12 protein-coding genes are annotated in these 13,789 nt (G+C 64.4%); 6 read left to right on the plus strand and 6 right to left on the minus strand.

Annotation, left to right across the window (positions count from 1 at the left end; genetic code table 11):
* The first annotated feature begins 99 nt into the window (after positions 1-99).
* Positions 100-420 carry a hypothetical protein gene (locus tag B6V76_RS14325; protein ID WP_088724881.1) on the plus strand — a complete coding sequence of 107 codons (321 nt, stop codon included), beginning with the start codon at positions 100-102 and terminating at the stop codon, positions 418-420.
* On the opposite strand, the gene B6V76_RS14330 is transcribed toward B6V76_RS14325, so the two are convergent.
* Positions 417-842, minus strand: a complete 426-nt coding sequence (locus B6V76_RS14330; RefSeq protein ID WP_075775615.1) for a DUF1489 domain-containing protein — start codon at positions 840-842, stop codon at positions 417-419. The genes B6V76_RS14325 and B6V76_RS14330 overlap by 4 nt on opposite strands.
* A gap of 159 nt (positions 843-1,001) precedes the next feature.
* Between B6V76_RS14330 and B6V76_RS14335 the strand changes: the two genes are divergently transcribed.
* Complete coding sequence (locus B6V76_RS14335) at positions 1,002-3,266, plus strand: adenosylcobalamin-dependent ribonucleoside-diphosphate reductase (protein WP_075775614.1); 2,265 nt, start codon at positions 1,002-1,004, stop codon at positions 3,264-3,266.
* Positions 3,267-3,375: 109 nt separating this feature from the next.
* Here the strand turns inward: B6V76_RS14335 and B6V76_RS14340 are convergent, their stop codons facing one another.
* The 5 genes from B6V76_RS14340 to B6V76_RS14360 all read right to left on the minus strand — a co-directional run bounded on the left by B6V76_RS14340 (position 3,376) and on the right by B6V76_RS14360 (position 7,723).
* Complete coding sequence (locus B6V76_RS14340) at positions 3,376-4,509, minus strand: ABC transporter permease (protein WP_088722584.1); 1,134 nt, start codon at positions 4,507-4,509, stop codon at positions 3,376-3,378.
* Positions 4,506-5,480, minus strand: a complete 975-nt coding sequence (locus B6V76_RS14345) for an ABC transporter ATP-binding protein (protein WP_088727764.1) — start codon at positions 5,478-5,480, stop codon at positions 4,506-4,508. The genes B6V76_RS14340 and B6V76_RS14345 overlap by 4 nt, the downstream gene beginning before the upstream one ends.
* Entirely contained in the window at positions 5,477-6,430 is a 954-nt protein-coding gene (locus B6V76_RS14350) for a biotin/lipoyl-binding protein (protein WP_088727765.1), read from the minus strand. Before B6V76_RS14350 ends, B6V76_RS14345 begins: the two co-directional genes overlap by 4 nt.
* Complete coding sequence (locus B6V76_RS14355) at positions 6,423-7,079, minus strand: TetR/AcrR family transcriptional regulator (protein ID WP_088727766.1); 657 nt, start codon at positions 7,077-7,079, stop codon at positions 6,423-6,425. The genes B6V76_RS14350 and B6V76_RS14355 overlap by 8 nt, the downstream gene beginning before the upstream one ends.
* A 248-nt stretch (positions 7,080-7,327) precedes the next feature.
* Complete coding sequence (locus B6V76_RS14360) at positions 7,328-7,723, minus strand: cupin domain-containing protein (protein WP_088724885.1); 396 nt, start codon at positions 7,721-7,723, stop codon at positions 7,328-7,330.
* A 943-nt stretch (positions 7,724-8,666) separates the two neighbouring features.
* On the opposite strand from B6V76_RS14360, the gene B6V76_RS14370 reads away from it, so the two are divergent.
* From B6V76_RS14370 to murC, 4 genes are all read left to right on the plus strand, one after another.
* Positions 8,667-9,899, plus strand: a complete 1,233-nt coding sequence (locus B6V76_RS14370; protein WP_346426012.1) for an FAD-binding domain-containing protein — start codon at positions 8,667-8,669, stop codon at positions 9,897-9,899.
* Between the two features lie 155 nt (positions 9,900-10,054).
* Positions 10,055-11,221 carry a putative peptidoglycan glycosyltransferase FtsW gene (locus tag B6V76_RS14375; RefSeq protein WP_075775608.1) on the plus strand — a complete coding sequence of 389 codons (1,167 nt, stop codon included), beginning with the start codon at positions 10,055-10,057 and terminating at the stop codon, positions 11,219-11,221.
* A gap of 18 nt (positions 11,222-11,239) precedes the next feature.
* Positions 11,240-12,343, plus strand: a complete 1,104-nt coding sequence (locus tag B6V76_RS14380) for a UDP-N-acetylglucosamine--N-acetylmuramyl-(pentapeptide) pyrophosphoryl-undecaprenol N-acetylglucosamine transferase (protein ID WP_088727768.1) — start codon at positions 11,240-11,242, stop codon at positions 12,341-12,343.
* Positions 12,340-13,749, plus strand: a complete 1,410-nt coding sequence (gene murC, locus B6V76_RS14385) for a UDP-N-acetylmuramate--L-alanine ligase (protein WP_075775606.1) — start codon at positions 12,340-12,342, stop codon at positions 13,747-13,749. The genes B6V76_RS14380 and murC overlap by 4 nt, the downstream gene beginning before the upstream one ends.
* The last annotated feature ends 40 nt before the right edge of the window (positions 13,750-13,789 follow it).

The raw sequence follows: 13,789 nt of genomic DNA on the forward strand, positions 1-13,789 counted from the left end.
GCGGTCCCGCCTGCGGGCGGAACCGCGTCGGTTATCCTTCCGTTCATCTTGCAGGCCGGGACGCTCCACCCGCCTAGGTTCGAGTGAAGGATTTTCGCGATGATCGAGAAGATGGAAGATGGACCCGAAGGCGTCGCGGCACTCCGCGCGTCGGGCACCGTTCTCAAGCATGACGTGACCGAGGCGATGCGCCTCGTAGGCACGGCGGACCGGATGATGGTCGTCGTCGCGCCGCGCTTCGATGGCTACATGGCCGAACTGATCGGCGGGCTGCGCCAAAGCTGCGAAGACGGTCAGGCCGGGCGCTGCGCGCTGGTCGTGCCTGAGGATATGCGCTCCGAGGCGGATTTGCAGGGCGAGGGCGGCGCGTTCCGCATCTTTACCGTGCAGGCGGAGGCTGAACGCTGGCTCGGCTCTTAGCGCAGGCCGATTTCCGAGAGCGCCACTGCAAGCTCGCGGGGCAGAGCCTCTTCGCGGGCACGGCCTTTGGGCAGATCGCGGGGTGCATCCTCGGGGCTGAGATAACGCCAGCCCTGGAAGGGGCGACGCGATAAAGCCTCTGTCCGGATCACCTCGCGGTCGAGCACGATGGCGCAGCGCGCGATCCCGTCCGCGCCCATCACCTCGGACAGTTCCAGAATGCGCTGGCGCGCCAGCACCGCGCCCTTGAAGACCCAGTACAGCGACCCGCCGTTGAGGATTTCGTCCGCGCGTTTCGGCCACATGCGCGTGACATGCATCGCCGGCCCTTTGCCATAACGGCTGGCCTGCCACGCGATCAGGTCCTCGACCTTCTCGGCGCCGACGCACAGTTTGATCAGATTCACCACTTTGTCACCCATGCTCCCTAATTAGGTTTTCGGTCCCGCGACGGCAATGTCCGATTTGCGTCTGGTCATGCGAAGAGGCCTTAGGTATAGTGTCAGCCCGCCCCCGACGCACGATATGCGGCGGGGGCTTTCGATTTCTGACCTCACTCGAACTGCTGCCACGAGGACCTCATGAGCCGTTTTGCCGCCCCGATTGCCGAACAGATCTGGGACATGAAATACCGCCTGAAGGAACAGGACGGGACCCCGATCGACGCCACCGTGGAAGACAGCTGGCGGCGTATCGCGCGCGCCTTGGCCGAGGTCGAGGATAAGCCCGCGAAATGGGAGGAGAAATTCTACGGCGCGCTGGAAGATTTCAAATATCTCCCCGCCGGCCGGATCGCCGCAGGTGCCGGCACGGGCCGCGCCGTGACACTGTTCAACTGTTTCGTCATGGGCACGATCCCCGACAACATGGGCGGCATCTTCGACATGCTCAAGGAAGCCGCGCTGACGATGCAGCAGGGCGGGGGAATCGGCTACGACTTCTCGACCATCCGTCCGCGCGGGGCCGAGGTGAAGGGTGTCGCCGCCGATGCCTCCGGCCCGCTGAGCTTCATGGATGTCTGGGATGCGATGTGCCGCACCATCATGTCGGCGGGCTCGCGCCGTGGCGCGATGATGGCGACGATGCGCTGCGATCACCCCGATATCGAGAGCTTCATCACCGCCAAGCAGGATTCGGCCCGTCTGCGAATGTTCAACCTGTCCGTGCTGGTGACCGACGCGTTCATGGAGGCCGTGAAGGCGGATGGTCCGTGGGATCTGAAATACGGCGACAAGGTCTATCACACGCTGAACGCCCGCGATCTGTGGAACAAGATCATGCGCGCGACCTATGACTACGCCGAGCCGGGCGTGATCTTCATCGACCGCATCAACAAGATGAACAACCTCAACTATGTCGAGCAGATCGCCGCGACCAACCCCTGCGGCGAGCAGCCCCTGCCGCCTTATGGCGCGTGCCTGCTGGGCTCGATCAACCTCGCGCGGCTCGTGACGAACCCGTTCGAGGCGGATGCCGGGCTGGATCCCGAGCAGCTCGACGAGATGGTGCGCCTTGCGATCCGCATGATGGACAACGTGGTCGACGCCTCGCGCTTCCCTCTGGAGCAGCAGCGCGAAGAGGCGCAGAACAAGCGCCGCATCGGGCTGGGTGTGACCGGTCTGGCCGACGCGCTCCTGATGCTGGGCCTGCGCTATGGCTCGGAAGAGGCCGCGGCACAAACCGAAGCCTGGATGAAGCAGATCGCGCGGGCGAGCTATCTCGCCTCGGTCGATCTCGCGAAGGAGAAGGGGCCGTTCCCGCTGTTCGACGCCGAGAAATACCTCGCCTCGGGCAACATGATGCAGATGGATGACGACGTGCGCGAAGCGATCCGCGAGCACGGCATCCGCAATGCGCTGCTGACCTCCATCGCGCCCACGGGCACGATCTCGCTCTACGCGGGCAACGTCTCCAGCGGTATCGAGCCGGTCTTCGCCTATGCCTACAAGCGCAAGGTGCTTCAGCCCGACGGTTCGCGCACCGAGGAAGAAGTGGTCGATTACGCGGTGCAGATGTGGCGCGACAAGTTCGGAGACAAACCGCTGCCCGACTATTTCGTCAATGCCCAGACGCTCGCGCCGATGGACCACGTCCGGATGCAGGCGGCGGCGCAGAAATGGATCGACAGCTCGATCTCCAAGACCATCAACTGCCCCGAGGATATCCCCTTCGAGGCGTTCAAATCGGTCTATATGGAAGCTTGGGACACCGGCTGCAAAGGCTGCACCACCTACCGTCCGAACGACGTCACCGGCTCGGTTCTCAGCGTTTCCGAGAAGTCCGAAGACGCGCCGGAAGTCGATGAGGGCGCCGATGTGGTCTACCTGACCGAGCCGCTGGACCGTCCCGCGGCGCTCGAAGGCTCGACCTACAAGATCAAGTGGCCGGGCTCGGAGCACGCGATCTACATCACGATTAACGACATCGTCCAAGGCGGCCATCGCCGTCCCTTCGAGGTCTTCATCAACTCCAAGAACATGGAGCATTTCGCCTGGACCGTGGCGCTGACCCGGATGATCTCGGCGGTGTTCCGGCGCGGTGGCGATGTCTCCTTCGTGGTCGAGGAGCTGAAAGCCGTGTTCGATCCGCGCGGTGGCGCTTGGATGCAGGGCAAATACATCCCCTCCATGCTCGCGGCGATCGGCGGCGTCATCGAGCGTCACATGATCTCCATCGGCTTTCTCGAAGGCGAGGGCATGGGCCTGAAATCCGACCCCGAGGCCGACCGTATGGCCATCGGCGAAGCCCCCCGCGGCAAGGCCTGCCCGTCCTGCGGCTCCTACGCCCTCCGGATGGTCGAAGGCTGCATGACCTGCGCCGATTGCGGCCATTCGAAATGCGGCTGAGCTGATCCGGCTATTGATTTGAAAAGATCTGCCCCTGACCGTCTGGTCAGGGGCTTTTCTGTTCCAGAGGGTTACGATCTTCGATCTGATTTCATTCGCTGGACCGGCATCAATCCAGCGTCTGCCGGTAGCGCAGCAGCGAGATGACGATGATCGCCACGCCGATGATCAGGATCGCGCGCAGGTCGCCGGTGATGTCGGCCAGGTGGGCGCCCTTGAGCATCACCTTGCGCACGATCCGCAGGAAATGCGTGGCCGGGATCGCCGCGCCGATTACCTGTGCCCAGCCGGGCATGCCTGCATAGGGGAACATGAAACCCGAGAGCAGGATGGTCGGCAGGATCGTCATGAAGCTCGCCTGCATCGCTTGCATCTGGGTGCGCACGAGGGTCGAGATCAGGAAGCCGAGGGCGAGGTTCACCACGATGTAGAGGTTGAAGCCGATGAAGAAGGCCAGACCCGATCCGAGGAACGGCACCCCGAACAGAAGCTTCCCGGCGATCAGGAACACTATGGTCTGGATGTAGCCGATCACAACATAGGGCAGGATCTTGCCCAGCATCACCTCGAGCGGTCGGACTGGTGTAGCGATCAGGGTCTCCATCGTGCCGCGCTCCGTCTCTCGTACGATCGCGATGGCCGTGATCAGCACCATGGTCATCGCGAGGATCACGGCGATCAGCCCCGGCACGATGTTCAGGGAGGTTTCGCCTGCCGGGTTGAATTGCTTGTGCACGACGACCGAGAACGGCGGCGACTGCCCTGCGACCGGGGCGAGGGGGCCCTCGAACGTTTGCTTCACCGCGGTGTCGACGATCCCCGCCAGGGCGCCTACGGCCGTCCCCACCGCCGTCGGGTCGGAGGCATCGGCGCTGACCAGCAGCTTCGGCGAGAGGCCCCGCACGATGTCGCGTTCGAAATTGGGCGGAATGACCACGACGAAATTCGCGGTGCCGTCGCGAAGCGCGCGAGCGCCCTCTTCGGCGCTGGTCACGATGCCCTCGAATTTGAAGTAATCCGAGGTTTCCATGCCTGACAGCACCGCGCGCGCCACCGGACTCTCGTCGGCCATCTCGATCAGGGTTGGCAGGTGATGCGGGTCGGAATTGATGATGTAGCCGAACATGATCAGCTGCAGGATCGGGATGCCGATCATCATCGCGAAGGTCATCCGGTCGCGCCGCATCTGGATGAATTCCTTGTAGAGCACCGCTCCGAAACGCGACAGAGAGAACCAGCTCATGCGGAGGGGCCTCCGTTGACACCGAAATTGTCGGCCGCTGTCGCCATCAGGTAGATGAAGACCTCTTCGAGCTCGGCCTCTTTCTTCTCCCATTTGCGTGCGTCGTTTTCGTTCCGCTTTTCAGCGACGACCGCGTCAAGCCCGGCGCTGTCGGTCGAGGAGACATGAAGCTGGGCGCCGAACCGCGCCACCTGTTCGACCCTGGGATCGGCGCGCAGATCGTCTTCTAGCTGGATCAGATCGCGGCCGGAGACCCGCCAGGTGGTCAGGCCGACCTGATGGGGGATCTCGGCCGCCGGCCCGTCGATCAGCTTCTTCCCGTAGGCGATATAGGCGATGTAGTCGCATTGCACCGCCTCATCCATGTAATGCGTCGAGACCAGCACCGTGACGCCCTGCTTGCTGAGCTGGCGGATCTCGTCCCAGAAGTCGCGTCGCGCCTTCGGGTCGACCCCGGCGGTGGGTTCGTCGAGCAAGAGGAGCGCGGGTTTGTGCTGCATGCACGCAGCCAGCGCGAGGCGCTGTTTCCAGCCCCCCGACAGCGTGCCTGCCAACTGCTTGCCGCGCCCCTCGAGGCCGAGCGTGCGCAGCGTCTCGTCCACCACCTTCTTGCGGTTTTTCACCCGATACATCCGAGCCATGAAGTCGAGGTTCTCACGGATCGTCAGATCGCCATAGAGCGAGAACTTCTGCGTCATGTAGCCGACGTTTTCCTTGATCAGGCGCGCGTCCTTGCGGATGTCGTAGCCAAGGGTGTGACCTTCGCCACCATCGGGGGTGAGCAGGGCGCACATCATCCGGATCGTGGTGGTCTTGCCCGAGCCGTTGGGTCCGATAAAGCCGTAGATCGCGCCTTTCGGCACCGACATGTCCACCGCGTCCACGACCTTTTTGCCACCATAGATTTTCGTTAGCCCGCGCACCTCGATCGCGGGCTCGGTCTCGGAGGTCGCAGCCGGCGTCGTGGTCATTTCACTCGCCTCAGGCTGACCGGCTGGCCGGGCAGGAGCGTCGCGCCCGCAGGAATGCGCGCCTCCGCGCGGAACACGAGCCGCGACCGTTCTTCGCGGGAATAGATGATTGGCGGCGTGTATTGCGGCTCGGAAGCCATCTTGCTGATCGCCACCTTGATGCCGGTGTCACAGCCGTCGCATTCCATCTCCAGCTGATCGCCGAGCGCAAAGTCGGCGCGCTCGGCCTCGGGCAGGAAGAACAGGACCTTTAGCGCGTTCGGCGGCAGGATCGACAGCACGGGCGCCCCCGCTGCGGCCACTTCCCCGGCCTTGTAATAGACCGTCTCGATCCGCCCCTCCACCGGCGCGGCGACCGTCATGTCATCGAGTTGCGACCGCGCGAGATCGGCATCGGCCTGTGCTGCCTCGAGGGTTTTCTGGGCAGCCAGAAGCTGTGCGCTGCGCGCGGGCAGGGCGGCCACTTCGAGCTGAGCCTTGAGTTGGGCGACCTGCGCCTCGGCCTCTTCGAGCGCAGCGCGGTCGACATCCACCTTGGCCTGCGCGACGATCTCGCGGGCGAACAGATCTTCGGTGCGCTTCAAAGCGGATTCCGCGAGATTGCGATGCGCGATGGCCTGTTCCAGCGAGGCCTTGATTACCTCGATCTCCGGATCGCGAGATCCGGTTTCGAGGTTGTTCAGATTGGCGCTCGCGGTCCCGATCTTGGCTTCGGCGGCGCGGACCGCAGCCTGCTGCTTGGTCGAATCCATGTCGAATAGGAACTGGTCGGCCTTCACCGTGTCGCCTTCCACCACCGCCAGCGTCTTGATGCGTCCGGTGACCGAGGGGGCGACGTAGACGTATTCGCCTTCGACATAGCCCGAGTAATGCGGCACCGGGGCGTCCCCATAGCCGGGAATGATCGCGGCGAGCAGTGCGCTGATCCAAGCGAGGATGGTATCAAGCATCGGTCGAACCTTCTGTGGACAGGAAAACGCCGTGGAACAGGATATCGAGGTGGTTCTCGATCAACTGGTCGATCGCGAGCCCGCCCTCCGGCACGACGTTGAAGATTTCCGCAAGCATGAGATGCACGACGATCGGACCGATGACCGAGCGCAGGGTCAGTTCGGGATCGACCGGGCGTAGTTGGCCTGACGCGATGCCCTGCCGCACCATTTCAGTCGCTGCGGGCAGGACGTGGTCGAACACCTCGCGCCGATACATCGCGGCGATCTCGGGGGCGACGACGGCTTCGCGGATCACGACCTTGGGGATCGCCAGCACCTTCGGGTCCGAAAGCGAGGTCGCTATCAGCGAGAACAGCGCGCGCAACGTGCCGCGCGCGTCGTCGGAGCTCAGTTCGACAAGGGCTTGCGCCCGCGCGGCGATCGGAGAGACAGCCCGCCGCACCAAGCCTTCGAGAATGGCCTGTTTGGAGGGGAAATAGAGGTAGACCGCCCCCTTGGAGAGCCCTGCGGTCTTGGCGATCTGGGCCACGGACGTATGGGCGTATCCCTTCTCTTCGAAGAGCGTGAGGGCCGCGTCGAGCACCTCGTCGGGCCGCGCCTCGGCGCGACGGCGGAATTTGGGCTCGGGCGAGTCGGAGGTCGTCATGGAAAGAAAGTAACTGACCGGTCGGTCAGTAGCAACGACTTTGAATACTTCTTCGCCGGTTCAATGCAGTCCGCGAAAGAGTAGGGCTCGGTGCCGGCCACGCTGTGGTCGCTGGATAAAGGTGCGGTCGGGAGTGCGGGAGATGGAGAGCGGATCCAGCCGCTTGCGACGAGCGGTACTCGCGGAAGCCGCTCGCATCGTTTCGTTCTTGGAGAGAAGGCCGAGCCGCGCGGGCCCGGCCATCAGGGTCAGCCGTTATAGTCTTCGTCGGCGACTTTCTCGAGCCATGTGACCGGCGAGCCGTCGATGCTCTCCTGAATCGCGATATGGCTCATCGCGGTCTCGGACGAGGCGCCGTGCCAGTGCTTTTCGCCTGCCGGGAACCAGACGACATCGCCCTGGCTGATCTCTTCGACGGGGCCGCCTTCGCGCTGGACGCGGCCGCGCCCGAAGGTGACGATTAGGGTCTGGCCCGCCGGGTGGGTGTGCCATGCGGTGCGCGCGCCGGGCTCGAACGTGACATGGCTGCCCGAGGTGCGGCCGGGCTCTTCGGCCTGAAACAGCGGGTCGACGCGGACGGTGCCGGTGAACCAGTCTTCGGGGCCCTGCATCGAGGCGTTGGTGCCGGAGCGAATGATCTTCATGGGAAAACTCCTTTCTTGGGGTACGGGAGTGCGGGGCTCAGCCGCGCAGGTTCTCGAAATCAGAGCTGCCCGCCATAGACGGGACGTTTGAAGTGCACGACTTCGGTTCATGCCCTGCAACCTAGTGCGGCAGGGGCGACAGGATAATCGGTGGAATCTTTACAGCACTCATGAGCAAGAGCCATGAATGTGCAGGTTCATTCAACCGAGCGTGATAATGGGAGCCCGGTCAACTGCGCTCCCGCAGGGCTTCCAGAACCGCCCCGAAGGCGGAGGACGTGCGCTGTCGGCTGGGGTAATAGAGGTGGCGCGTGGTTCATGACGTCCACGGATTATACAGTGCGTCATTTCAGGTAGCCTGCGTCGCTTACCTGCGCGCCCCAGGTCGCAACAGATGAGCGCCGTTCATCTGTGGCAGTATTGCCTCCAGCAGCGTGAGGCACCGGCCATGCGCTTTCCGAGGTTTCTCAGACCCGTCGCGGCGCTGTTCATCGTCGCGAGCATGGCCAGCGCTCAGGAAGCGAAAGGAGACAGCATGATCCCGATCATAGTGACCGTGACCGCAGGCGAGACGGTGCTGACCGCGAAGCTGGACGACACGCCCGCGGGAGCGCGATTTCGCGAGCCTGATCCGCTGGGGCTGACCCTGTGAGACGTCCACGGCGTCGAGAAGATCGCCGACCTTCCGCGCGAACTCGACACGACCAACGCGCCTCGGAGCTATGAGCCGAAGACGGGCGACATCACGCTTGATGCGCCGTGGGGCAATCTCGCGATCTTCTACAAGCCCTTCGCCAACTCGCCGAGCCTCGTGCGGCTGGGTACGTTCGACGGGTCGGTCGAGGTGCTGATGAGCAACCCGACGGTGCGGTTCGAACTGGCCGAGTGATCGCATATCTTCTTCGCGGCGTAGATCGGTAGTCCTGACACAAAAGGAGACGCCGTGACTGCAGCCGAGCCTTTGCCATGTCCTGCCGCCACCCGCGCTGCGGGCGAAGAGCGCCTCGCGCGCTTCACGCCGAGGATGGGCGCGGCTTACGCGCAGGGGCGCAATTTCGATCACGGGGCCGGTCGGCACAGGGATGTCTCGCAACTCTCTCCCTATCTGCGCCGCCGTCTCGTGCTGGAGCGGGATGCAGTGGCGCGGGCACTTGACGCCCATGGGGCAAAAGCTGCGGAGAAATTCGTGCAGGAGGTTCTCTGGCGAGGCTACTTCAAAGGCTGGATGGAGCATCGTCCGGCAATCTGGATGCGCTATCGCGACGGCTTGGCGCACGACCTCGCGACGCTCGAGGATAGCCCCAAGCTAGCGGCGCTTGTGAACGACGCCGAGGCGGGACGCAGCGGTATCGCCTGTTTCGACGCGTGGGCGACAGAGCTGCGAGAGACCGGTTATCTGCACAACCACGCCCGGATGTGGTTCGCCTCGATCTGGATTTTCACGCTTCGGCTGCCGTGGCGGATCGGGGCGGATTTCTTCTATCGCAACCTGCTCGATGGCGATCCGGCCTCGAACACGCTCAGCTGGCGCTGGGTGGCGGGGCTGCATACGCGGGGCAAGTTCTATGCCGCCGAAGCTGCCAATATCGCGCGCTATACCGGCGGGCGGTTCGCGCCCGATCCCGCACAATTTGCGGCGGTGAGTGCGGGGCTGGAGGTGCAAGAGCCAGAGGGGCTGCCCCCGGTCGCCCCGTTACGCGCGCCGCGCGCCCCGCAGCCGGGGCTGCCCACGGCGCTTCTGATTACCGAGGAAGACTGCCGCGTCGAGGATTTCGATCTGGGCGCGCTTGACCTGCGCGGGGTGGCGACCGTAAGCGCAAGCCATCTGCGCTCGCCGCGCGCGGTGGCCGAACATGTCGCCCGGTTCGAGCGTGACGCGCTCGCCGATGCTACGGTTCGCTCAGGAATCTCTGAAGGGCGGCCCATGGGAGCCGACGATCTGGCCGTGCTCGTGGAATGGGCGCTAAGCCTTGGTGCCAAGCAGATCGTCACGCCCTTTATCCCGGTCGGTCCGCTTGGCGACTGGCGGGAGAGGGCGGACGCGGCGCTGGGCCAGCACGGTATTGCGCTGTGCGAGGTCAATAGGGATTGGGATCGCGCTATCTGGCCCATGCCACGGCCGGTTTCTTCAAGATCAAGAAGAAGCTCCCGCGCATCCTCGAGGAGCTTGACCTGACCTGAGGGCGGTGGCCATCGCACCTGCCCTTGCCGATCATCGCCGAGTGATCGCGTCGCAGTTGAATTTTCCTAGTCATCTCAAAGCTTTTGGGCTACGATTCCATTCAGACCCGGAAAACGGGCGTATTCGAGGCAGTAACGGCAGTATAGCCCATGACAGAAATGGCATTCGGCACCGTCCCCGTGCGGGTCGGTGAACCCGTCTTACCGAAATGGTGGCGCACGATCGACAAATGGGCGCTCGGCGCCGTTTTGGCGTTGTTCGGCCTTGGCATGCTTCTGGGGCTCGCAGCCTCGGTGCCGCTGGCAGAGCGCAACGGACTCGAACCCTTCTATTACGTGAAACGACAGGCGGCCTTCGGCGTGTTGGCGCTGTGCGTGATGCTGGGCATCTCGATGCTCGATCCGAAACAGGTGCGCAGGCTCGGCGTGATCGGCTTCGTGGGCGCGTTCATCGCGGTGATGCTGCTGCCGGTGCTGGGCACCGATTTCGGCAAGGGCGCGGTGCGCTGGTATTCCTTCGGCTTCGCCTCGATCCAGCCCTCCGAATTCCTGAAACCCGGTTTCGTCATAATCACCGGCTGGTTCATGGCCGCAGCGCATGAGGTCGGCGGGCCGAAGGGGCGGCTCTATTCCTTCCTGCTGATGGTCATCATCGTGGTGGCGCTCGCGCTGCAGCCCGACTTCGGTCAGGCCTCGCTGGTGCTCTTCGCCTGGTCGGTGATGTATTTCATCTCGGGCGCGCCGATCGCGCTGCTGACGGGGATCGGGGCGATGACCGTCGCAGGCGGCTTCTTCGCCTATAACTTCTCGGAACACTTCGCGCGCCGGATCAACGGGTTCCTGTCGACGGATGTCGACCCGCGCACCCAGATCGGCTACGCGACGAACGCCATCCAGGAGGGCGGGTTCTTCGGCGTGGGCGTCGGGCAGGGGTCGGTGAAATGGTCGCTGCCCGATGCGCATACCGACTTCATCATCGCGGTCGCCGCCGAGGAATACGGCCTCATCCTTGTCCTCGTCATCATCGCGCTCTACGCGACGGTCGTGATCCGGTCGCTGCTGCGCCTGATGCGGGAGCGCGACCCGTTCACCCGGCTCGCAGGCGCGGGTCTGGCATGCGCCTTCGGCGTTCAGGCGATCATCAACATGGGCGTCGCGGTGCGCCTTCTGCCCGCGAAAGGCATGACTTTGCCGTTCGTCAGTTACGGGGGCTCTTCGGTCATTGCTTCGGGGATTGCGGTGGGTATGTTGCTCGCGCTGACTCGGACCCGGCCGCAGGGGCAGATTTCGGATATTCTCGCCCGGCGCGGTCGCTAAAACCCTCAGGAGGGGGACATGGCCAAGGACACGACCCCGCTACTGCTGATTGCCGCTGGCGGCACCGGCGGGCACATGTTCCCCGCACAGGCGCTGGCCGAGGCGATCGTGCGCCGGGGCTGGCGCGTCAAGCTATCCACGGATGCGCGCGGCGCGCGCTACGCGGGCGGCTTTCCCCATACGGTGACGGTCGAACAGATCGCCTCGGCGACATTCGCGCGCGGTGGCGCACTCGGCAAGCTGGGCGTGCCATTCAAGATCGCGGGCGGCGTGGCTTCGGCCATCCGCAAGAACCTGTCGGACAAGCCGACGGTCGTGGTGGGTTTCGGCGGCTATCCGACGATCCCGGCGCTGTCCTCGGCGGTGTTCCTGGGCATCCCCCGTGCCATTCACGAACAGAACGGCATCATGGGCAAGGTGAACCGCGTCTTCGCCAAGAGGGTGAACCGCTTCGCCTGCGGCACCTGGCCGACCGATCTGCCCGAGGGCGTGCAGGGCGAGCACACGGGCAATCCGGTGCGGGCTTCCGTGCTGGAGCGTGCGGGGGCTGCCTATATTCCACCGGGCGATTACCCGATGTCGGTCCTCGTGATCGGCGGCTCGCAGGGCGCGCGCATCCTGTCTGACACGGTTCCGGCCGCGATGGCGAGCTTGCCCGAAGCCGCCCGCGCCAATCTGCGCGTCTCCCATCAGGCGCGCCCCGAAGATCTCGACCGGGTCGTGTCCGCCTATGAGGCCGCGGGCATCAGCGCCGAGGTCGAGCCCTTCTTCAACGACGTGCCGCGCCGCCTCAGCGAATGTCAGCTGGTGATCTCGCGCGCGGGCGCATCATCGGTCGCGGATATCTCCGTCATCGGGCGGCCCGCGATCCTGATCCCATATGCCGCCGCCGCTGGCGATCACCAAGCGGCCAATGCGCGCGGTCTCGCGAAGACCGGCGGCGCGATCACCATCCCCGAAAGCCAGCTCTCGGCAGAGAGCCTCGCGGATCAAATTTCACTGGTGCTGGACAACCCCGAGGGCGCGCTGCAGATGTCGCGCGCGGCCCTCTCCTACGGGGTGCCGGACGCCACCGAGCGGCTTGTCGCCCTCGTCGAAGACCTAGCAGGAAAGACTCAATGAACGCGACCAAACTGCCCGGAGAACTCGGCCCCATCCATTTCGTCGGTATCGGCGGGATCGGCATGTCCGGCATCGCCGAAGTGCTGATGACGCAGGGCTTTACGGTTCAGGGCTCGGATGCGAAATCCTCGAAAATCACCGACCGCCTGGCCACGCTGGGCGCGACCATCTTCGAAGGCCAGCGCGCCGAGAATATCGGGGAGGCTGGAGTCGTGGTGATCTCCACCGCGATCAAGCCGGGCAATCCCGAGCTGGAAGAAGCGCGCCGCCGCGGTCTTCCGGTCGTGCGCCGCGCCGAGATGCTGGCCGAGCTGATGCGCCTGAAATCGAACATCGCGATCGGCGGTACCCACGGCAAGACGACGACCACGACACTGGTCGCGACGCTTCTGGACAAGGGCAATTTCGACCCGACCGTGATCAATGGCGGGATCATCCACGCCTATGGCTCGAATGCGCGCGCAGGCGCGGGCGAGTGGATGGTGGTGGAAGCCGACGAGAGCGACGGCTCGTTCAACCGTCTGCCCGCGACCATCGCCATCGTGACCAATATCGACCCCGAGCATATGGAGCACTGGGGGTCCTTCGACGCGCTGCGCAAGGGCTTCTACGATTTCGTTTCGAACATCCCGTTCTACGGGTTGGCTGTCTGCTGCACCGATCATCCAGAGGTGCAGACGCTGGTCGGCAAGCTCAATGACCGCCGCGTCGTGACTTTCGGCTTCAACGCGCAGGCCGATATCCGCGCGATCAACCTGCATTACGAGGCGGGCGTCGCGCATTTCGACATCGCGCTGCAGGGCGAAGAGGGAAAGCCGGTGATCGAGGGCTGTACGCTGCCGATGCCGGGCGATCATAACGTCTCGAACGCGCTGGCGGCCGTCGCGGTGGCGCGCCACCTCGGGATGAAGATGGGCGAGATCAAGGAGGCGCTTGCGGGCTTCGGCGGTGTGAACCGGCGCTTCACCAAGGTGGGCGACGTGCTGGGCGGGGTGACGATCATCGACGATTACGGTCACCACCCGGTCGAGATCGCCGCGGTGCTGAAAGCGGCGCGTCAGGCGGTGAAGCCCGGTGCGCGTGTGATCGCGGTCCACCAGCCGCACCGATATTCGCGTCTGCATTCGCTGTTCGACGATTTCTGCACCTGTTTCAACGAGGCCGATGTGGTCGCCATCGCCGAGGTCTTCTCGGCGGGCGAGGAGCCGATCGAGGGGGCGACGCGCGACGATCTGGTCGCCGGTCTGATCGCGCATGGTCACCGTCATGCTCGTGCCATCTTGTCGGAAGATGATCTGGCCCGGCTGGTGCGTGAACAGGCGCGTCCCGGCGATATCGTCGTCTGCCTCGGGGCGGGGACGATCTCGACCTGGGCGAACAACCTGCCTGCGAAGCTGGGGGGCTGAGCAGGCGCCGGGGTGACCCGGCACGACATCAAAAAGGCTT

The organism is Thioclava sp. IC9 (assembly GCF_002213225.1).
Taxonomy (GTDB): Bacteria; Pseudomonadota; Alphaproteobacteria; order Rhodobacterales; family Rhodobacteraceae; genus Thioclava; species Thioclava nitratireducens.

Excerpts from the sequence above, each read along its gene's own strand:
- B6V76_RS14325 (WP_088724881.1), top strand. The coding sequence starts at position 100 with ATGATCGAGAAGATGGAAGATGGACCCGAAGGCGTCGCGGCACTCCGC.
- B6V76_RS14330 (WP_075775615.1), bottom strand. The coding sequence starts at position 842 with ATGGGTGACAAAGTGGTGAATCTGATCAAACTGTGCGTCGGCGCCGAG.
- B6V76_RS14335 (WP_075775614.1), top strand. The coding sequence starts at position 1,002 with ATGAGCCGTTTTGCCGCCCCGATTGCCGAACAGATCTGGGACATGAAA.
- B6V76_RS14340 (WP_088722584.1), bottom strand. The coding sequence starts at position 4,509 with ATGAGCTGGTTCTCTCTGTCGCGTTTCGGAGCGGTGCTCTACAAGGAA.
- B6V76_RS14345 (WP_088727764.1), bottom strand. The coding sequence starts at position 5,480 with ATGACCACGACGCCGGCTGCGACCTCCGAGACCGAGCCCGCGATCGAG.
- B6V76_RS14350 (WP_088727765.1), bottom strand. The coding sequence starts at position 6,430 with ATGCTTGATACCATCCTCGCTTGGATCAGCGCACTGCTCGCCGCGATC.
- B6V76_RS14355 (WP_088727766.1), bottom strand. The coding sequence starts at position 7,079 with ATGACGACCTCCGACTCGCCCGAGCCCAAATTCCGCCGTCGCGCCGAG.
- B6V76_RS14360 (WP_088724885.1), bottom strand. The coding sequence starts at position 7,723 with ATGAAGATCATTCGCTCCGGCACCAACGCCTCGATGCAGGGCCCCGAA.
- B6V76_RS14375 (WP_075775608.1), top strand. The coding sequence starts at position 10,055 with ATGACAGAAATGGCATTCGGCACCGTCCCCGTGCGGGTCGGTGAACCC.
- B6V76_RS14380 (WP_088727768.1), top strand. The coding sequence starts at position 11,240 with ATGGCCAAGGACACGACCCCGCTACTGCTGATTGCCGCTGGCGGCACC.
- murC (WP_075775606.1), top strand. The coding sequence starts at position 12,340 with ATGAACGCGACCAAACTGCCCGGAGAACTCGGCCCCATCCATTTCGTC.